Source organism: Claveliimonas bilis (assembly GCF_020892095.1).
Lineage (GTDB): Bacteria > Bacillota > Clostridia > Lachnospirales > Lachnospiraceae > Claveliimonas > Claveliimonas bilis.
Window position 1 is genome coordinate 2,036,081 of sequence record NZ_AP024845.1, and the last position, 19,851, is coordinate 2,055,931.

At 43.9% G+C, this 19,851-nt stretch carries 21 protein-coding genes and 2 tRNA genes; 18 read left to right on the forward strand and 5 right to left on the reverse strand.

Translation table 11 applies throughout. From position 1 onward, the window contains the following. Positions 1-21 precede the first annotated feature (21 nt). The 4 genes from EUBC25_RS09980 to EUBC25_RS09995 all read left to right on the forward strand — a co-directional run bounded on the left by EUBC25_RS09980 (position 22) and on the right by EUBC25_RS09995 (position 2,465). The gene (locus EUBC25_RS09980) at positions 22-543 is read left to right on the forward strand and encodes a GrpB family protein (RefSeq protein WP_230105338.1); all 522 of its coding nucleotides are present in this window, start codon (positions 22-24) and stop codon (positions 541-543) included. After that, a complete protein-coding gene (locus tag EUBC25_RS09985) occupies positions 525-1,343 on the forward strand; it encodes a Cof-type HAD-IIB family hydrolase (protein ID WP_230105339.1) in 819 nt (272 codons plus the stop codon). Before EUBC25_RS09980 ends, EUBC25_RS09985 begins: the two co-directional genes overlap by 19 nt. A 37-nt stretch (positions 1,344-1,380) precedes the next feature. Next, positions 1,381-1,863 (forward strand): ATP-binding protein, encoded by a 483-nt coding sequence (locus tag EUBC25_RS09990; protein WP_230105340.1) that lies wholly within the window; start codon positions 1,381-1,383, stop codon positions 1,861-1,863. Positions 1,864-2,009: 146 nt separating this feature from the next. Beyond that, a complete protein-coding gene (locus EUBC25_RS09995; protein ID WP_230105341.1) occupies positions 2,010-2,465 on the forward strand; it encodes an Rrf2 family transcriptional regulator in 456 nt (151 codons plus the stop codon). 97 nt (positions 2,466-2,562) lie between these two features. Here the strand turns inward: EUBC25_RS09995 and EUBC25_RS10000 are convergent, their stop codons facing one another. The 3 genes from EUBC25_RS10000 to EUBC25_RS10010 form a co-directional block, all read right to left on the reverse strand. Continuing rightward, positions 2,563-2,889: a DUF6465 family protein gene (locus EUBC25_RS10000; RefSeq protein WP_230105342.1), complete on the reverse strand. Its 327-nt coding sequence runs from the start codon at positions 2,887-2,889 to the stop codon at positions 2,563-2,565. A 34-nt stretch (positions 2,890-2,923) separates the two neighbouring features. Further along, positions 2,924-2,996 (reverse strand) — tRNA-Ala (locus tag EUBC25_RS10005). A gap of 95 nt (positions 2,997-3,091) precedes the next feature. Continuing rightward, on the reverse strand, positions 3,092-4,456 hold the full coding sequence (locus EUBC25_RS10010; RefSeq protein ID WP_230105343.1) for an MATE family efflux transporter: 1,365 nt from the start codon (positions 4,454-4,456) through the stop codon (positions 3,092-3,094). A 67-nt stretch (positions 4,457-4,523) separates the two neighbouring features. On the opposite strand from EUBC25_RS10010, the gene EUBC25_RS10015 reads away from it, so the two are divergent. Then, a complete protein-coding gene (locus tag EUBC25_RS10015) occupies positions 4,524-5,417 on the forward strand; it encodes a MerR family DNA-binding transcriptional regulator (RefSeq protein WP_230105344.1) in 894 nt (297 codons plus the stop codon). On the opposite strand, the gene EUBC25_RS10020 is transcribed toward EUBC25_RS10015, so the two are convergent. Then, positions 5,371-6,012 carry a TMEM164 family acyltransferase gene (locus EUBC25_RS10020; RefSeq protein ID WP_230105345.1) on the reverse strand — a complete coding sequence of 214 codons (642 nt, stop codon included), beginning with the start codon at positions 6,010-6,012 and terminating at the stop codon, positions 5,371-5,373. The two genes, EUBC25_RS10015 and EUBC25_RS10020, sit on opposite strands and share 47 nt — an antisense overlap. A 159-nt stretch (positions 6,013-6,171) precedes the next feature. Here EUBC25_RS10020 and EUBC25_RS10025 point away from each other — a divergent pair, with 159 nt between their 5' ends. From EUBC25_RS10025 to dtd, 3 genes are all read left to right on the forward strand, one after another. After that, positions 6,172-7,080, forward strand: a complete 909-nt coding sequence (locus EUBC25_RS10025; protein ID WP_230105346.1) for a DMT family transporter — start codon at positions 6,172-6,174, stop codon at positions 7,078-7,080. 208 nt (positions 7,081-7,288) lie between these two features. Beyond that, positions 7,289-7,801 (forward strand): CarD family transcriptional regulator, encoded by a 513-nt coding sequence (locus tag EUBC25_RS10030; protein ID WP_230105347.1) that lies wholly within the window; start codon positions 7,289-7,291, stop codon positions 7,799-7,801. A gap of 77 nt (positions 7,802-7,878) precedes the next feature. Next, positions 7,879-8,325, forward strand: coding sequence for a D-aminoacyl-tRNA deacylase (gene dtd, locus EUBC25_RS10035; RefSeq protein WP_230105348.1), 447 nt, complete (start codon positions 7,879-7,881; stop codon positions 8,323-8,325). A gap of 81 nt (positions 8,326-8,406) precedes the next feature. Here the strand turns inward: dtd and dapB are convergent, their stop codons facing one another. Then, entirely contained in the window at positions 8,407-9,204 is a 798-nt protein-coding gene (dapB, locus tag EUBC25_RS10040) for a 4-hydroxy-tetrahydrodipicolinate reductase (RefSeq protein ID WP_230105349.1), read from the reverse strand. Positions 9,205-9,365: 161 nt separating this feature from the next. Here dapB and EUBC25_RS10045 point away from each other — a divergent pair. From EUBC25_RS10045 to EUBC25_RS15150, 10 genes are all read left to right on the forward strand, one after another. Next, positions 9,366-9,440, forward strand: a tRNA-Pro gene (locus EUBC25_RS10045). Between the two features lie 148 nt (positions 9,441-9,588). Then, positions 9,589-10,629 carry an alcohol dehydrogenase gene (locus EUBC25_RS10050; protein WP_230105350.1) on the forward strand — a complete coding sequence of 347 codons (1,041 nt, stop codon included), beginning with the start codon at positions 9,589-9,591 and terminating at the stop codon, positions 10,627-10,629. A gap of 299 nt (positions 10,630-10,928) precedes the next feature. Beyond that, positions 10,929-12,302: a PhoH family protein gene (locus tag EUBC25_RS10055; protein ID WP_230105351.1), complete on the forward strand. Its 1,374-nt coding sequence runs from the start codon at positions 10,929-10,931 to the stop codon at positions 12,300-12,302. 31 nt (positions 12,303-12,333) lie between these two features. Beyond that, complete coding sequence (locus tag EUBC25_RS10060) at positions 12,334-12,996, forward strand: HD domain-containing protein (protein WP_230105352.1); 663 nt, start codon at positions 12,334-12,336, stop codon at positions 12,994-12,996. A 17-nt stretch (positions 12,997-13,013) separates the two neighbouring features. Beyond that, a complete protein-coding gene (locus EUBC25_RS10065; RefSeq protein ID WP_230105353.1) occupies positions 13,014-13,916 on the forward strand; it encodes a MurR/RpiR family transcriptional regulator in 903 nt (300 codons plus the stop codon). 487 nt (positions 13,917-14,403) lie between these two features. Continuing rightward, positions 14,404-15,174 (forward strand): ABC transporter ATP-binding protein, encoded by a 771-nt coding sequence (locus tag EUBC25_RS10070; RefSeq protein WP_230105354.1) that lies wholly within the window; start codon positions 14,404-14,406, stop codon positions 15,172-15,174. Positions 15,175-15,189: 15 nt separating this feature from the next. Then, a complete protein-coding gene (locus EUBC25_RS10075) occupies positions 15,190-17,838 on the forward strand; it encodes an extracellular solute-binding protein (RefSeq protein ID WP_230105355.1) in 2,649 nt (882 codons plus the stop codon). A gap of 63 nt (positions 17,839-17,901) precedes the next feature. After that, positions 17,902-19,011 carry a 2-aminoethylphosphonate--pyruvate transaminase gene (gene phnW / locus EUBC25_RS10080; protein WP_230105356.1) on the forward strand — a complete coding sequence of 370 codons (1,110 nt, stop codon included), beginning with the start codon at positions 17,902-17,904 and terminating at the stop codon, positions 19,009-19,011. Between the two features lie 32 nt (positions 19,012-19,043). Beyond that, on the forward strand, positions 19,044-19,373 hold the full coding sequence (locus EUBC25_RS15145) for a hypothetical protein (RefSeq protein WP_331471453.1): 330 nt from the start codon (positions 19,044-19,046) through the stop codon (positions 19,371-19,373). Continuing rightward, positions 19,370-19,810, forward strand: coding sequence for an HAD family hydrolase (locus EUBC25_RS15150; RefSeq protein ID WP_331471454.1), 441 nt, complete (start codon positions 19,370-19,372; stop codon positions 19,808-19,810). Before EUBC25_RS15145 ends, EUBC25_RS15150 begins: the two co-directional genes overlap by 4 nt. Positions 19,811-19,851 lie beyond the last annotated feature (41 nt).

Below are 19,851 nucleotides of genomic sequence, written 5' to 3' on the forward strand. Positions count from 1 at the left end.
GTTTCCGGAAGGAGAGAGGGCATGGCACAGCATATTATTGTCACAGACTACGATTCCAGGTGGCCGGCAGAATATGAAAAAGAGTCAGAGAAGATCAAAGCTATTTTGGGAGAGAACTGCGTTGCGATTTACCATATCGGAAGTACGGCAGTGCCGGGATTGGCTGCAAAGCCGATTATTGATATTATGCCTGTAGTAAGAAGCCTTGAAAAGACAGATCAAAAGGCCTCTGAATTTGAAAAGGAAGGGTATGAATATCTGGGAGAGTTTGGCATCAGGGGAAGGAGGTATCTGCGCAAAGGCCAAGATGAGAGGACGCATCAGGTACACATTTTTGAAGAAAAAAACAAAGCAGATATCACCCGTCATCTTGCAGTGAGAGATTATCTTAGGACCCACCGGGAGGCAGCGGAACAATATGGCTGTCTCAAAACAGAGCTGGCGAAAGTTTACCCTTATGATATAGAAGGGTATTGCGATGGAAAGGAAGAGTTTGTAAAGAAGCTGGAACAGGAAGCGCTTCTGTGGAAAGGAGAACAATGAGTCAGGACATTAAAATGGTGGCAGTGGACATAGACGGAACCTTTGTCCACGCCGATTATACATATGATAAACCTCGGTTCCGCAGGATCTTGTCCCGCATGAATGAGGCGGGCTGCCGTTTTGTAGTGGCAAGCGGAAATCAATATTATCAGCTTCGGGACCTTTTTCCGGGATATTACGATGAGCTGTCTTTTGTAGCGGAAAACGGCGCTTTTGTCAAAGACCGGACAGAACTGGTTTTTGCGGCGGAAATGCCGGATGAGACAGTGAATGAGATTATTGACCTTTGCAGGGAATATCCGGAGATACAGAATGTAATGTGCGGGCTGGAGAGCGCATATTGCCAGAGAGGGGAAGTAGACGGGGAGTTTTTTGAGAAAACGAAAATCTATTATCACAGACTAAAATGGACGGATGATTTTAAAAAGGTGAAAGATCAGATCCTGAAATTTGCCCCTACTGTCCCGGATGAGAAAACATATTATTATTATGATATTTTTAGGGAAAGGCTTGCGGGAAAGGCGGAGCCCACAACAAGCGGACATGGCTCCATTGATGTGATCCTCCCGGGCTGTCACAAGGCGTCGGGACTGAAAAGGCTTGTAAAGCGGTGGGGAATTTCACCGGAACAGTGTGCGGCGTTCGGAGATGGAGGCAACGATATTGAAATGCTCCAATACTGCGGTTACAGCTATGCAATGGAAAATGCGGCGCCGGACGTAAAACGCGCGGCAAAGCATATCTGTCCCTCCAATGAGGAGGACGGCGTGCTTGTCACATTAGAAAAGCTGTTTTTCTGAATATTAGCAGAAGAATGATCGGAAGAAGGAGGAAAGGATGAGCCTTATGAAAATCGCACTGATGCACAATGAGCAGAACCTGCCTTCCTTCCATCCGGGATATACCATCAGGATAGGAGGGGACATCCGGGAGCTTTCCATGGAAGAGATGGAGAAGAAGGCGGAACATAACAGAGACTTTAATGTGGCTGTCTATGATGTGAAAAAATATCCCGCAACCAGGATTTTTGTTCTTTACCGTGCAAAGGGAGAGTACTATGATTTTGATTATGCAAAAGAACACCGGGATCATAAGCTGGAAAGAGAGAGATTTTCCTATGGCGGTATGGAAATCGTGCCTCCCGGACTTAAGATCACAGATCAATGTATCGGATGTGGAAAATGTAAAACAGTCTGTACCTTTGATGCCATTGTTCCCGGTTCGCCGTATCGGATCATGGGAAACCGCTGCGATGAATGCGGCAACTGCTATGTGAACTGTCCGGCGAAGGCAATTGTGAGTAAGGGGCTTTCAGATTAAGAAAAGGAAACGGAAGGAATGCCGAAAGGCAGTTGACACTGTGCAGAATGGAGCATATACTAAATGGCAACTGATACCGGACAAAAAGAACAACAAAACAGGCAGTGTTTTCAGCCTGCCGGTGTCAGGGAAGGGAGCGGAAAAAGATGCAGATATCCAGCAGATTTACAATTGCTGTACATATGCTCGCCTGCATAGATACCTTTCAGGGGCAATTCAAGATCACCAGCGAGTTTCTGGCGGGGAGTATACAGGTCAATCCGGTTATTATCCGTAAGCTGCTGTCACAGCTGAAAACAGCGGGACTGATCGAAGTAAAAAGAGGACCGGGAGGGACAAGTATCGCAAAACCCCTGGAGGACATTACCTTCCTTGATATATACCGGGCAGTAGACTGCGTGGAGGAGAACTCGCTGTTTCACTTTCATGAAAATCCGAATCCAAAGTGCCCGGTGGGCCGGAATATCCATTTTCTTCTGGATGATCGTCTGAAAAAGGTGCAGGATGTCATGGAACAGGAACTGAAGTCCATGACTCTGGCGGATGTGAAAGAAGCGCTGGATGCACGGCTTTTGGAGGAGGCATCCGGGGATACCGAATAAATTGGAAAAGAAAAGCCTCTGCATCTGTCTTTTTCTGACAGAGCAGAGGCGTGTTTTGTTTTTGGAAAATAAGAAAAATTTTGCTGTAGAAATATATTTACAGGTCAATTTTTCCGGTTGCGTCATCATTAATGACATAATATGCTGCAAATTCTTCCGGCTTTACATAGATATTGATACTCTTTATATCTTCCGGACCTTTTCCGGATTCTTTCATCCAGGTGTTTTTTGCTTTTACCAGGATTTCTTTTGTACTGAACTCTTTTCCCAGATATTGAAGATATACATTGGCTTTGAACTTTGGTATTTCCGACTCTGCATCTTTCAATACACCGGCTCTTGTCTCAATAGCCATTGTAGTATCTTTTGTTGTTGCAAGTGATTTGGGTGCCTGGGATGCGCCCGGCATATTCTTTTTTTCCATCGCCGATACCTCCTTAACTGATGAAAAATAGAAATGGAGTATACGGGATTCGAACCCGTGGCCTCAACAATGCGAATGTTGCGCGCTCCCAACTGCGCTAATACCCCATACAGAAAGTATAACACTCCGGGAGGGAAAATCAAGACTTTGGCAGATAAAAATGCCGGACGCAGTCAACGCTTGTTATGATATGCCGGGAATGTCAGGATGATCTGACATTCAGCCGGTCATAAGTATTTTTAAGGAAGATCAGTGCAAGAAGAAAAGCTGTGGCAGAAGCGGCAGGTGAAGAGAGCCATATGCCGTCCAGTTCCAGCAATCCGGATAAAAGCAGCAGGAATACAACCGGGAAGATAAAAGTGTTGCAGGAAGCAGTGATAAGGGAAAATACCGGACGGTTCAGAGCAGTAAAAAAGGAGCCGGACAGGATGGAACACCAGCTGAATAAATAGGAAAAAGCAAAAATCCGCATTCCGTGGATGCTCATAGCCATCAGGTCTGCATTTTCACTGCTGAACAGAGAAATAAGCGTTTCGCCTAAAGTCTGCATCAGAAGAAATACAGCTAAGGATAAAAGGAAAGCGGCAGCTTGCCCGATTCTCTCGATCGCTCGTACGCGGGAAGGATTTCCGGCGCCGAAATTGTAGCTGATAGCCGGCTGCAGAGAATCAGCCATGCCAAACATCAGGGCTTTCACCACACTGTCTACATACATGATAATACTGAAAGCGGCAACAGCCAGATAGCCTCCAAAAGATAAAAGCGCTGCATTGAAGATCATCATACAGACTGAGCCGGAAATGTTGTTGAAAAATTCGGAACTTCCATTCGCAATGATATTGCCGGTCATTTTCAGGGGAATCAACTTTTTAGTAAAACGTAAAAGCAATTTTCCCCGGAAGAACGGATAAAAACAGATCAGATTTCCAGCCATCAGGCTCAGGCAGGAAGCCAGGGCAGCAGCTTCAATCCCCCATCCCATAATGCCGATAAAAATCCAGTCCAAAAAGATATTAGCCAAGGACATACCAACGTTCATTGCCATACTGTAGTGGACTTTGCCGCATATGCGAAGATAGTTATCTACAGCAAAAAAGTGCATGATGAATATGGAAAATGCTGCATAGACCCGCATATACCGGACAGCCAGGACAGCTACCTCACCGGATGCCCCCAGAAAGCGGACAAGAGGCCAGGCGAAGGCGTATGCAGCAGCGCCCATTACAACAGCAGAAAGCAAAATTAAAAGACAGGAAGAAGAGAAGATGCTTCCTGCCATTTTTTCATCTCCTTTTCCAAGCCATATGGCGATTTGAACGGAAGAGCCGACAGCAACCATATCTGACAGAGCAAAGCTCATCATGATCAAAGGCATGACAAGATTGATAGCAGCCAGGGCTTCGGCTCCGATATAATGCCCGACAAAGACACCGTCAGCGATGGTATAAAGTGAAACAACTGCCATGCTGATCATATTAGGCAGGGCACAGCGCAGAAAAAGTTTTAAGGGAGCCATTTCCTGAAAGATCCGGTTTTGTTCTTTATATAAAGTTGTTGTATTGCTCATATGGATATTGTCCTCCTTCGCAGGACATAGTAAACTATAGGGTAAGACTATAGTCAAGGAGAAGAGTATGAAAAAAGAGTATTTTCTCACAAGCGGAGAGTTCGCGGAATTGTGCGGAACGACGAAAGAGACACTATTCCACTATGATGAGATAGGAATTTTAAAACCGGCATGGCTCGGAGAAAACCGATACAGATATTACACACCGGCACAGTTTTTTGATTATGATCTGATCCGAATGATGAAATATACCGGCAGCAGTTTAAATGATATCAAATGGTATTTCAGCCACTATGATACGGCGCATTTTCTGGAGATCTTCCGGAAAAAGCAGGAGGAGATAGAAAGAAAAAAAGAGGAATTGGAAGAGATCAGCCGCTTTCTTTCTGATACAATAAAAATGACGGAAAATGCGCTGGATGATGTCTATGATCAGCCGGAACTGAAATATGAGGAAGAGGAATTGCTTTTGGTTACTTCGATCATCCCGCCGGAAGGGGAATATATACACAGTGTAGCCAGGAGAATGGGAGAGCACATGAAAAAATGCGAGCGGTATGGTCTGAAAAACAGGGCAGTTTTTGGATCGATTATCTCAAGATCCAATCTTCTGGCCGGCTGTGAGGAGGAAAACGGATATTTCAGTAAAATCTCAGAAGGTACGAAATGGAGAGGAACAGATGAGAGAAGAAAAGAAAGTAATCCGGGCTCATGCGAAGAAGATATTCGAATGAAACCGGCAGGCTATTATGCCCAGGTCAATCATAAAGGAGATTACTCCACTTTTGGGAAGGGGCTGAAATGCCTGATAGATTTTATCAAAAAAGAAAATCTGGAAATCTGCGGAGATGGGTATGCCTATGATATGATCAGTTATCTTGCAGGAGGCGAGGGTGACACCTACGTTGTCAAAATTATGATTCCGGTCCGATCAGACGGGATGCAGCCTGCCGCCATATGATATGAAAGAGGGCAGCGCCGGAGATAATACTTCCAATATAGACTAAAATACCCGGGGTATTTCCAATTGCGAGGGCAATGGAAGAAAATACTTTCTGTGCCATAGGATAGTCCGGATTGATATAAAACATATTGATGGTGCCATAGGAATCCAGGGTAAGATCCAGTATAAGCGCAATAAGGCAGCAGACGAGAAACAAAGCGGTGCTTCCCAGAAAACAGGACCATTTGGATGAAGAAGGAAAAATGCAGGCGGCAGTCAGGCCGATAAAAATCAGGACAATATGCCACAGATAGGAATGCACAGTCAAAGGAGCGTATCCGTAGTGCATTCCACTTGTGTCAAAGAAGGCAAAAATACCTCCCAGAAGGCCATAGTCTGTCAGGAAAGCTGCCAGGATCCCCAAAAGGCGGGGGTTTTTTACCCATGGTATAAGGAGACAGACATACATCGGAATACTGCACAGCTGGAAGGGAAGATACCAGAGATTATAGTGTCCCTGTCCAAGCACAAAAGTAAGTGTATATTGCTTCCAGATTTCCGATACCAGCATAATTATGCCCCATAGAAAGAAAAAAGAGTGATATTTTTTCATGATTGCCTCCGGCCATGTTTTATGAAGAGTGTAAAGCTTTTCCATTATTATACACCATTTGAAAAATTTCATGAATATGATATACTAATGTACTGCATCGTGTTCTTTTGGACAGATATACAAGCGAGAAATAAGTCAAGAAAAAGGAATGATAAGAGAATGAGAAAGAAAAATGCATGTATGCTGTTTCTGACAGCCTTTATCTGGGGAACAGCTTTTGTAGCGCAGAGTGTAGGTATGGATTATCTGGGGCCCTTTGGATTTAACGGAATCCGATCATTCATCGGAGGAATTGCCCTTCTTCCTTGCATTTATCTTTTAGGAAAATTAAATAAAAGAGAAAAGGGGAATGTGGAAAACAGCGGCAAGAGAAAGGATCTGATCGCCGGGGGATTAAGCTGCGGCGTGATCTTGTTTGCGGCAAGCAGCATGCAGCAGCTTGGACTTCAGTATACGACAGCCGGAAAGGCCGGATTTATCACTGCTTTCTATATTGTATTGGTTCCGGTACTTGGAATTTTTCTGAAACAGAAAACCGGATGGAAAGTATGGCTGGCAGTGGCTATCGCTCTGGCGGGGCTGTATTTTCTGTGCATTACAGAGTCCTTTTCTATAGGAAAAGGTGATATATACGTGTTCATTGGAGCACTTCTATTTTCTCTGCATATTCTGGTGATCGATCATTTTGCGCCGAAGACAGATGGGGTGAAGATGTCCTGTATTCAGTTTTTTGTGGCAGGTGTTCTCTCTCTGATACCAATGATGTTTTGGGAGACAACTACGGCAGATGGAATTGTAAAAAGCTGGATCCCGCTTTTGTATGCAGGAGTTCTCTCCAGCGGAGTCGCCTATACACTTCAGATCATAGGACAGAAAAATATGAATCCGACCATTGCGTCTTTGATCTTAAGTCTGGAATCCTGTATCTCAGTACTGGCAGGATGGGTAATCCTTGGAGAACAGTTATCTGTCAGAGAAAGTATGGGATGCGTCTTAATGTTTGTGGCAATCATTTTGGCGCAGATTCCCGGACCGAGTAGTGAAATTGCACAAAAGGAAGCATGCTGATTTATAGGCAAAAGTGATGAAAAACAAATTTTTTCTGGAAAAATATTACAAAAAGTTAATTTGTCTGATAAAATGAAAAGAGACAGATAGAAGAATCCGTCTAATCCAGTTCCTGGATAGGCGGATTTTTGTATAAGGCGAGAGATTATTTTGAGCAGGGAGATTTTTGGGAATAATGGTATTATATTGAAAAGAAAGGAGAATCGGAATGTTTGAAACGGGAGCCTACATTATATGTGGGCAGCATGGCGTATGCAGAGTGGAGAGCATAGGTCCCATCCGGCTTTCAGAGGCATCGGCAGGAAAGGATTACTATACACTTGCACCGCTGTACTCAAAAGGCGGTGTTATCTATGTCCCTGCTGACAGTGAAAAGATTATTATGCGGTATGTGCTCTCAAAAGAGGAAGCTAAGAAATTGATCGGTGAGATAAAAGATATAGACATGCTTGGCATCACCAATGAGCGTCAGCGAGAAGAGATCATGAAAAAGGCACTGCGTACCTGTGATGTAAGGCAGTGGGTCCGGGTAATCAAAACGGTTTATGAAAGGAAGCAGAAACGCCAGGCACAGGGAAAGAAAGTGACGGCAGGCGACGAGAGATGTCTCCATGCGGCGCGGGAAAATCTGTACGGAGAGCTGGCGGTATCTCTGGGAATTGAAAAAAATGATGTGGAGCGCTATATTATGGAAAAGATGGAAGACAAAATTACAGGATAAATATTGACAAGTTCTTCCGATTCGTGGATGATAGAAAATACGAGAATTTATGACATGCGAAAAGGAGGAAATGCAAAATGAGATTCGTGATACAGCGCGTTACAAATGCAGATGTCAAGGTGGACGGGCAGACGCTTGGAGAAATTGGGAAAGGATTTATGGTTCTGATCGGAGTTTCTGACACTGACACAAAAGAGATTGCAGATAAAATGATAAAGAAAATGATCGGCCTTCGCATCTTTGAAGATGAAAACGGAAAAACAAACCTGTCTCTGGAGACAGTAGGAGGAAGCCTGCTTTTGATCTCACAGTTTACTCTGTATGCAAACTGTAAAAAAGGAAACCGTCCAAGCTTTATTGAGGCAGGAGAGCCGAAGATGGCAGAAGAAATGTACGAATATATTATCGAAAAATGCAGGGAAAGTGTTCCGGTAGTGGAAAGAGGACAGTTTGGAGCAGATATGAAAGTCAGCCTCACAAACGATGGTCCGTTTACGATTATTTTGGATTCAGAGAAACTGTAGAGTTTTTTGTTGACAGAAAGAAAAAACCCGGAAGAAGAACAGCAAAGAAGTTCTTCTTCCGGTATTTTTTGAAGGAGTATCCTAAAGATTCAGGACATCTTTGATAGTATAAAATCCCGGCTCCTTACCTGCCAGATAAGCAGCGCAGTCGCAGGCGCCCCTTGCAAAACATTCCCAGTTGTAGGAATGGTGGGTGATTTCCAGGCGCTCACCCATGAAGCCGAAATAGACGGTGTGGCTGCTGGGGATATTACCGGCCCGCAGCGAGTGATAGCCAATGGTGCCTTTTTCCCTTGGCGAAGAGCCGTGGCGTCCGTATACGGCAATGTCGTCCAGTTCTTTTCCCATAGCCTGCGCCATAATTTCCCCCATTTCTTTTGAAGTGCCGCTGGGAGCGTCTTTTTTCCATTGATCATGCATTTCCAGAATTTCAATATCTGCTTCATCCCCTACAGAAGAGGTGACGATTTCCAAAAGCTTATTCATGATGTTGACAAGTTTGGAAGTGTTGGCGGCATAGAGCATGGGAATATGGGCAGCAGCATCCTGGAATTTCTTCTTTTCTTCTTCCGAGAATCCGGTGGTACCGCATACCAGTGCTTTCTTATGCCGAACAGCGCAGTCTACCACTTCCATTGCCATTTCTTTTGTAGAAAAATCAATGATGACGTCACAGGAATCGATTACAGATTCCAGATCATCAACAACAGGGACATTTAAGTTTCGTCCTACCATAGCGACCTGTCCCAGGTCTGTTCCGATATAGTCCCTTCCCCTTGGGGCTACGCCGGCAACCAATTCCATATCCTCGCGCTCTGCAGCGACCTGCGTGATCAGCTTTCCCATTTTCCCGCGGGGACCTATTACGATAAGTTTCATATGAGCGACTCCTTTCGCATGTAATTTTATAATTATTTTAGCATATATTATAAAAAAGAGGCAAAAATCTATATGAAATCTAAAGTGCAGAAAAGAATACAGAAATTGTAAAAAAAGGCTTGCATTATCCGACATAATTCGAGTATAATAAGATTTGTTGACGGGGTATGGCTCAGTTTGGTTAGAGCGCGCGGCTGGGGGCCGCGAGGTCGCAGGTTCGAATCCTGTTACCCCGATTTTTGCATTATTATAAGGAAAGTTTTGAATAAGACAGGCATCGCTGGAGAGCGATGGCTTTTTTTGTCTTACAGGAAACGTTGTGTGAAGTTTGTCAGACAAGCTTTTTGGATAAGTGCGCATTGGCGCGGATAGGGGGAATACAGTATGAAAACAGTAGTCTATCAGGAAAATGGAAAAATCGGTATGGAGGAGCGTCCGGTACCGAAGCTTCAGGAAGAAAGTGATGCACTTGTTAAAGTGACGCTGACAAGTATTTGCACCAGTGATCTTCACATTAGAAACGGAGCAGTCCCAAGAGCAGTGCCGGGAACCATACTGGGACATGAATTTATCGGGATTGTAGAAAAGACAGGCACAAAGGTAAAAAATGTCTGTGTGGGACAGAGGGTGGCTGTCAATGTGGAGACTTTCTGTGGAGAGTGTTTTTTCTGTAAAAGAGGTTCCGTGAACAACTGCCAGGATAAAAACGGAGGATGGGCTCTTGGCTGCAGGATCGACGGAGGACAGGCGGAATATGTGCGTATTCCTTTTGCCGATCAGGCGTTGACTCCTATCCCGGATGAAGTAACAGATGAGCAGGCTCTGTTTACAGGAGACCTTTTATCAACTGGTTATTGGGCGGCTAAGATCGGAGAAATTCAAAAGGGAGATACCGTGTTAGTGATCGGAGCCGGGCCGGCAGGGCTTTGTACCATGATGTGCGCAGCCCTCTATGAACCTGCAATCATCGCAGCGGCGGATATTGAAGGGGAAAGGCTGGATTTTGCTAAGAGGCAAAGGCTTGCCGGAAAATTTTATAATCCGAAAGAGGTATCGTTGGAAGAAGAGATGAAAAAGCTGACGGAAGGAAGAGGGGCGGATGTTGTCATTGAAGCAGCAGGAACCCCGGAAAGCTTCCAGGCGGCGTGGCAGGCGGCAAGGCCGGGAGGAATCGTAGTGATCGAAGCCATGTATGAGGAGGAGCAGATTCTTCCTCTTCCGGAAATGTATGGAAAAAATCTTACCTTTAAGACCGGAGGAGTGGATGCCTGCAATTGTGAAGAGATTTTGGAGCTGATAAGAAAAGGAAGATTAAAAGGAGAATGTCTGATTACTCATAGAGCCGGCCTTGAGGATGCCATGAGAATGTATCAGATATTTGAAAAGAAGGAAGATGGAGTAATGAAAGTGGCATTAAAGCCGTAAAAGCTCCATAAAAGGGAGGATGCCGGGTGACTGTTTTACCAGTCCCCGGCATGTATTATGAAAAAGTTTATTCAAAAAGTATTTTACTACGTAACGTCTTGTTCTTCATTTGATGGTTTTAGTATACGGCATAGCTGTGAAGAAATAGTGTGCAAGAAATGAAGGTTTTTTGAAAGATAAATGAACAAATTATGAACGAAAAAAATTTACGTAGATTTTACCTGCGCTTCATTGGATAAAAAAGAAAGGACGGTATACTGGGGACAAACCAATAGAACCGGAAAGGAGCATTCTGTTATATGGTAAAAATTTACGTTCTTGATACGAATGTGCTGATTCAGGCGCCGCACGCGGTAGAATGTTTTGAAGACAATCAGGTTATACTTCCTATGGTAGTCCTGGAAGAGCTGGATCGATTGAAAAAGGCTGAAGGAGACAGGGGAAGCAACGCCAGACAGGCGGTTAGGATCTTGGAACAGTTCCGGCAAAAGGGAAACCTGCTTTCGGGTGTAGAAATGGAAGGCGGCGGAACTTTGCGTGTAGAAAAAAATTTTGTTGACGTGTCTCTTCCGGAGGATCTTGCAGCAGAGGTGCCGGATAATCGCATCCTGAAAGTATGTCTGGGACTTTCCAGGGATAGAAGCGAGCAGGTGATCCTTGTCACCAAAGATATCCTTCTTCGAATAAAAGCCCAGATCCTTGGAATCTGTGCGGAGGATTTCACTACAGAACAGGTTTTTGATCATGAAAAGCAGTATAAGGGGAGAACGGAAGTTTATGTTCCGGAGGAAATTTTTAAAGAATTTAAGAAAAAAGGGATCCCCTGCGAAGAAGTTTACCAGGTGGATGAGGCGGGAAAGAGAACAGAAGTGCAGCTTACGGAAAATCAGTTTGTGATCTTGAGAGCAGATCAGTCTTCCGGAAAGACCCATCTGGGACGTGTGGAAGGGGAACGCATACGAAAGCTGGAATATAAAAAGTCAGCCCCTTATGGGATACATCCAAGAAACTCCGGACAGTATTTTCTTCAGGAAGCTCTGATGCAGCCTGCCAAAAATGCTCCACTTGTTATTGTCAAAGGAATGGCAGGAACAAGTAAAACATTCTATTCTCTTGCTGTGGGTCTGGAAAAGGTGCTGAACAATCCTACCGGCGAATACAGGAGGATACTGGTATGTCGGCCCAATGCACAGTTCGACTCGGATATCGGTTTTCTTCCCGGAGATGAACAGGAGAAGATCTCACCGCTTATGCGTCCTGTGATTGATAATCTGGAGCAGCTTATTGATTCCAGTGAGGAAGAAAGATACAGAGATGAAAAGGAATTGCAGGGGAAGATTGAGGAAATCTTTTCCCGGGGACTGATACAGACAGAAGCTCTGAATTATATCCGGGGAAGGTCTATTGTAAAAACCTATATGATCATTGATGAGGCTCAAAATATGACACCCGGACAGATAAAAGGGATCATTACCCGTGCAGGGAAGGATACAAAGATCATCCTGCTGGGCGATCCGGATCAGATAGACAGGCCGTTTCTTGACGAGAGGACAAATGGATTAAGTTATGCGTCGGAACATATGAAGGGAAGTCCTCTCTGCTGGCAGATCACCATGACGGCAGAGGAGTGCGAAAGGTCGGTTCTTGCCATGGACGCCGTGCGCCGTCTGTAAATCTACATTATATATAAAGGAGAAATATAATTTGGCAGTGAGTTATAAACAGATACGCAGTGATGAAGAAATTAATCTTCTGATCGAAAAAGGAAATAAAATTTTAAGTGAGCTGGGATATACGGAACATTCCAGAAAGCATGCAGCCAGAACAGCTGAAATGGCAGGGAAAATTTTGAAAGACTTAGGCTGCGGCAAGCACAAGATCGAGCTGGCTAAAATTGCCGGCTACATGCATGATATCGGAAACAGCATTAACAGGCACGACCATCCTCACAGCGGGGCGGTTCTGGCTTATCAGATTTTAAAAGAACGGCAGATGCCCCTTAAAGATGTTCTCACGATAGCGTCAGCAATCGGTCATCATGACGAGGGGACAGGAGCAGCGGTAGACGAAGTGTCGGCGGCTCTTATTCTTGCGGATAAGACAGATGTGAGGAGAAACCGGGTGCAAAATTCTGTGCCGTCTAATTTTGATACCCACGATAGAGTGAATTATGCAGCTTTATCCTCCAAGGTAGAGATTGACAGAGAAAAGAGAATCATACGTATGGATCTGGAGTTGGATGATACCATCTGCACTGTCATGGATTACTTTGAAATTTTTCTGAAACGTATGATGATGTGTCAAAGAGCGGCGGAACATTTGGGATGCAAATTTAAGCTGGTTGCCAATGGAAGCAAGCTTTGTTAGGAAAGAGAGAACAAAAAATGGGAAATGAGATCAGGAGAAAAATACAAACAGCATATACCGCACTTCGCCCTTCGGAGAAAAAAGTGGCTGATTATCTCCTGGCTTATCGGGGAAGACCGGGAGACTTGCTGATGGAAGAACTCTCCAGGGATGCCAAGGTAAGCCAGCCTACGATTGTCCGTTTTGTAAAGGCTTTGGGATATAATGGGTTTAAAGATTTTAAATATGCTATGATAGAAGAGGAGCTTTTAAGCGAACACCGGGAAGAGAATGGAAATATTGAACTTTACGGATTTAAGCTTACCAGCCAGGACAAATTGGAAGAAATTCCGGGAAAGATTATTACCACTTCCATACAGATGCTGGAGGAAACCTTAAAGAGCATACAGACCAGAGAATATAAGAGGGCCGTAGAAGCAATATTGAAGGCAGAGAACATTGTGATCTACAGTGTGGAAAATTCAGTATGCACTGCCAATGACCTCCTGACGAAGCTGACTTATCTGGGACTGAACTGCAGGCAGTACAGTGACTATTATCTGCAGCATGTCAGTGCAGTGAATATGACACCAAAGGATCTTGCCATAGGCATTTCCTATTCCGGATATTCCAAGAATACAGTAGAAATGATGCGCCTGGCAAAAAAGGCAGGTGCAAAGACGCTTGTCCTTACAAATTTTGAAAATGCACTGATCGCTGAATATGCAGATATCCTTTTATGTGCAAGCCATCGGCAGTTCCTGTACGGCGATACCATTTTTTCCAGAATTTCTCAGCTTGCTCTGGTAGATATGATCTATGCAGGTGTACTGAACAGAGATTATGCTCACCTTTCCGGAAAGCTTAGAAAGACAAGCGATATCGTCATGGAAAGGGCCTATACCAGTAAAGAGGAAATGGAAGCTTTTACGAACATTTAACAAAAGAGAACTTTGCTGGCAAGAGAACAGACAGGAAAGGGCAAAACAAAGAAGAGAAGCAAGAAAAAGCAAGGAAAATTGTAGAAAAAATACATATTTATTTTTGGTAGAAATACAGTATAAAGTGGAAAGGCAGAACGTCTCACGCAAAAATAAACAGGCGGGAGAGGTTCTGTTTTTCTATTTAATAGAAAATTTTTCCTACTAAATAAAACGCTCCGCGGGATGTGCGCTCGCGCTTTTAAGGGTTAGAAGTACTTCGCAGGATATGCGCTGATCTGCATGTCTGTACCCGTAGAATTTCTACAAAGTAAATAAAGTAAAAACTATGTAAAGTTTACATTTCCTTTACATGAGTTTAAAAGAAATTTGATAGCTGGATCCGGGTCCCATTGCTGTAATTTGTCATGGCTGGAGCGGTAAAGACCAATCCGCCAAAGGAGAAAAAGTTTATTGTTTGGGAAAAAAGAAAAAAGGAGTTGTATTTATGCTTGAACTTAAGAATGTGAAAAAAAGCTATGATGGCGTACCGGTTTTAGAAGATATCAGCATTAGTATTGAAGATGGTGAGATCGTTTCCATACTGGGACTTTCCGGATGCGGAAAGACAACGCTTTTAAATCTGATTCTTGGAATTGTAGATTCAGACGGCGGAAAAATTATTTACAACGATGAAGATCTGACAAATGTTCCAATGGAAAAAAGAGGATTTAATATTGTTTTTCAGGACTATGCTCTTTTTCCAAATTTGAATGTATATCAGAACATTACATACGGCCTTCGCAATAACCCTTCTATTTCTACAGAAGAGGAAGTACAGGATCTGATCAAACTTCTCGGACTGGAAGAACATCTGAATAAGAGGATCGGGCAGTTGTCCGGCGGACAGAAGCAGAGAGTTGCTCTTGCAAGAACAATGGTAATGAAACCGAAGATCCTTCTTCTGGATGAGCCTTTAAGCGCTCTTGACGGAGTGATCAAGGAGTCTATTAAGGATAGGATCAAGGCTATTGCAAAAGAGTATCATCTGACAACGATCATCGTAACCCATGATCCGGAAGAAGCACTCACTCTCTCTGACAGAGTTATGATCATTAATGAAGGAAAGATTGCACAGTTTGCAAAACCAGAGGAGATTATTAAAACTCCGGAAAATAATTTTGTACAGAAATTTATCCTGCATCAGCTGGAGATCAAAAAGAATAATATTTTCACCCTTTTTGCATCACAGCCTCAGGCTGCTGTGCAGGTGTCATAGAAAGAGGAATCAGTCATGCAGAGAAGAAAAAATAAAGAGATCAAACTTATTTTTACAGTATTGGCTGTGTTCTTCCTGGCTTTCCTGGCAGTGCCGATGGTACAGGTGATCGTAAAGTCACTGACGCAGGATACAGCGGGAATCGGTCTGGAAAATTACAGGGAAGTTCTTACAAGCAAGGGATTTATGCAGGCGGTAGGGAACAGTTTCCTGGTGGCAGGATGCAGCGCGCTGGTAACAACGCTTCTTGCTTTTGTCCTTGCCTATACAGTGCATTACACAAACCTTGGCAGACGTTATAAAGACCTTATTGCAAAGGCAGCTGTGCTTCCTATGCTGCTCCCTACCATTACTTATGGATTTGCAATTATCTATTCCTTTGGAAAGCAGGGACTTTTAACAAGGTTATTTGGACGTCAGCTCTTTGACATCTATGGATTTAACGGTCTTTTATTGGGATATGTGATCTATACGCTTCCGATTTCTTTTATGTTGATCAACAATACCATGGGATACATTGACAAACGTTTTATGATCGTGTCCCGGTTGATGGGGGATTCTCCATTCCAGACGTTTAAGATCACAATACTCCGTCCCCTTTTGGGAACTCTGGCAGCCTCTTTTATACAGACCTTTTTCCTGTGTTTCACAGATTTTGGTATTCCGGCATCTATCGGAGGACAATTTGAGGTTGTTGCAAGCGTTCTCTATGAGGAAATGCTGGGAAGCGTTCCGGATTTCGGAAACGGCGCTGTTGTAGCGATCATTATGCTGATTCCATCTATTGTCAGCATTACGGTATTAAACATTTTGGAAAAATATAATGTACGTTACAATAAGATTTCTCCGATTGAGTTGAAAAAAAGCAAAAAGAGAGACATCACATGCGCGGTGGCAAGCGCGGCTATTATGGTGGGGATTCTGTCCATCTTTGCAGTAATCTTTGTTGTACCTTTTACAGAAGAGTGGCCTTACCGCACATCTTTTACGCTGGAACATTTTCAGACAGTATTTGAGGACAGCTCGCTCTATGGTGTTTATACCAATTCATTAATGGTAGCCATTGTGACAGCTCTTGTTGGAACACTGATGGCATATGGTGCGGCTCTTGTGACAGCAAGAAGCAGCGTAAGCCAGAGGCTGAAAGGTACGATTGACAGTATTGCTCTTGTAACAAATACAATTCCGGGTATGGTGATCGGTCTTGCATATTTATTCTGCTTTTCCGGTACCTCCCTTCAAAATACATTTGCAATCCTCATCATCTGTAATATGGTACATTTCTTTTCCACGCCATATCTTATGATGAAAAATTCCCTCTCCAAGATGAACGCATCCTGGGAAACAACAGCAATGCTGATGGGGGACAACTGGACAAAGACCATCATCCGGGTGGTGACGCCAAATGCAGTATCCACACTGCTGGAGGTATTCAGTTATTACTTCGTAAATGCTATGGTGACGATCAGTGCTCTGATCTTCCTTGCAGGGACAAGGACCATGGTTATTACGACAAAGATCAAAGAATTACAGTATTTCAACAAATTCAACGAAATTTTTGTGTTGTCATTACTGATTCTATTTACAAACGCTGCCGGCAAATTCATTTTCCAGAAGCTGGCAGACAGAAGTCAAAAAAAGGAGAATAAGGTAGATATGAAAAAGATCAGAAAAATGGGATTAAAAAGAGTAGCATCCTTTGCAATGGCAGGAGTAGTAGGAGTAAGCGCACTGGGACTTACCGCATGCGGAAGCAGCTCCAGTGAAGATCAGGTTATCATTTATTCCAATGCAGACGAAGAGGCTATTGAGTCTATGGAACACGCGCTGGACGACAACGGATTCGAGGGACAGTATACGATTCAGACCTTTGGTACTTCCGAGCTTGGAGGAAAACTTCTGGCAGAGGGAACAGATATTGAGGCAGATATGGTGACAATGAGTACATTCTATGTGGACAGTGCCCAGGAGCAGAACAGTATGTTCAAAGATCTGGAATTTGACGTAAATACGATCGATGAATTTCCATCTTACTGTGCACCGATCACTGCCCAGGAGGGAACCATTATCGTCAATACAGAAATGATGGAAGAAAATAATCTTCCGACACCTACATCATTGAAAGATCTGGCAAATCCGGAATACAAAGGATTCATTTCCGTAACAGATATTGCATCTTCTTCCACAGCATGGCTTTTGATCCAGGCGCTTATTTCCGAGTATGGAGAGGATGGCGCAAAGGAAGTGCTGACAGGTATTTATGATAATGCAGGGGATCATATTGAAGATTCCGGCTCCGCACCGTTGACAAAAGTACGTGCAGGAGAGGTTGCTATCGGTTTCGGACTTCGTCAGCAGGCAGTGGCAGATAAAGCAGACGGACTTCCGATCGACTATATTGATCCGGCAGAAGGTAATTTCAGCCTGACAGAGTCAGTGGCAGTTGTTGACAAGGGCGATGACACAAATGCAAAGGCAATGGAAATGGCACAGTGCATCATTGAGAACGGAAGAGAAGAGCTTCAGTCCTACTATCCGCTTGCCCTTTATGAAGGAGAAGAGACAGATGCAGAGAACCTTTCTGCAAATCCGAAGGTATTCCCTGAACCGCTGACAGTAGATCTTCTGGAGCAGCATCAGGCGCTTTCTGAAGAATGCAAATAGAGAAGAAATACTGCAAATATAGATAAAGTATAGTAATCAGATATAAAGAGAGGAAATTAGGAAATGAAAAGTTACAAACTGCTGACTCCGGGACCTTTGACTACAACGGACACAGTAAAAAAAGAAATGATGTTTGACCACTGCACATGGGATGATGATTATAAACAGATCACACAGAAGATCCGAAAGGAGCTTCTTGATCTGGCCCATGTATCAGAGAGAGATTACACAGTAGTACTGATGCAGGGAAGCGGAAGCTTTGGTGTGGAATCTGTCATTACAAGTGTAGTGGGAGAGGAAGAAAAGCTTTTGATCATTGCCAACGGAGCTTATGGAGAGCGAATGGTGGATATTGCAGAGCATGCAAAGGTAAATTATGTTCTTTACCGCGTGAGCTATGACCAGATCCCTTCAGCGGAAGAAGTAAAAGATATCCTTGAGAAAGATCCGGCCATCACTCATGTGGCAATGGTGCACAGTGAGACAACTTCCGGAATTTTAAATGACATTGCTTCTGTGACAAAAGTTGTAAAAGACGCCGGAAAGACTATGATCGTGGACGCCATGTCCAGTTTTGGCGGCGTGGATATTCCGGTAGGAGAACTCGGTATAGATTTTATCATCAGCAGCGCAAATAAATGCATTCAGGGAGTTCCGGGATTTTCATTTATTATCTGTAATCGTCAGAAACTGATCGAGAGCGCAGGAAAAGCAAGAAGCCTTGCACTGGATTTATACGATCAGTGGAAAACAATGGAAAAAGACGGGAAATGGAGATTTACTTCTCCGACTCATACGGTGCTGGCATTCGCAAAAGCCATTGAAGAGCTGAAGGAAGAGGGAGGCATCCCGGCCCGTGCGAAACGCTATTATGACAATAATCGTCTGCTGATCCGGAAGATGAAGGAGATGGGAATCCAGTCCTATATTGGAGAAGAATATCAGGGACCGATCATTACAACCTTCTTCTATCCGGAACATCACAACTTTTCTTTCCAGGAAATGTATGAATTTATCAAAGACAGAGGATACGCTATCTATCCGGGAAAGGTAACAGACGCTGATACCTTCCGTATCGGAAATATCGGGGAGATTTACCGGGATGATATCGAAAAATTATGTGATATTTTTGCAGAATTTTTCGCACAGATGGAAGAGAAAAAAGTAAGCTAGGAAGGCAAAAGCGAAAGAAGGATACAGATATTATGAGTAAAAAAGAAGCAGTGATTTTCGACTGGGCAGGCACAACAGTAGATTACGGATGCTTTGCACCGGTGCAGGTTTTCACAGAAGTATTTAAAAATGCCGGAGTAGAGCCGACAATGGAGGAAGTACGGGAACCCATGGGTATGCTGAAGTGGGATCATATCCGCACCATGCTGGAGATGCCGAGGATCAAGGCGGCATGGAGAGAGAAATACGGGAGAGATCCTGAAGATGCGGATGCTGACAAAATGTATGAAAGTTATGAGCGTCCCTTCTTAAGATACTGGATCAGTACTCTGATCCAAAGCCCTATGTCCTTGAGACGGTGAAAGCTCTCAGAGAAAAGGGAATTAAGATCGGATCTACAACAGGATATACAGATGTGATGATGGGAGTCGTTGTGCCAAAAGCAGCGGAACTGGGATATGAGCCGGACTGCTGGTACAGCCCGGACTCCACCGGAAATATGGGGCGCCCCTATCCTTATATGATCTTTAAAAATATGGAAACATTAAAAGTGACTTCTGTAGATAAGGTCATTAAGGCAGGCGATACCATTTCTGATATCAGGGAAGGAAAAAATGCCGGCGTATTTACGGTCGGAATTTTGGAGGGAAGTTCTCTTGTAGGACTTTCCAAGGAAGAATTCGAGGCCCTTCCGGAAGAAGAAAAGGAAGTAAGACTTGCGGCGGCGGAGCAGAAATATAAAGAGGCCGGAGCAGACGCAGTTGTGCGGGATATCCGTGGAATCTTAGAGTACGTATAGACGACCCGTAGGACAACGAGTTCCGACTAAACAGGAAAACA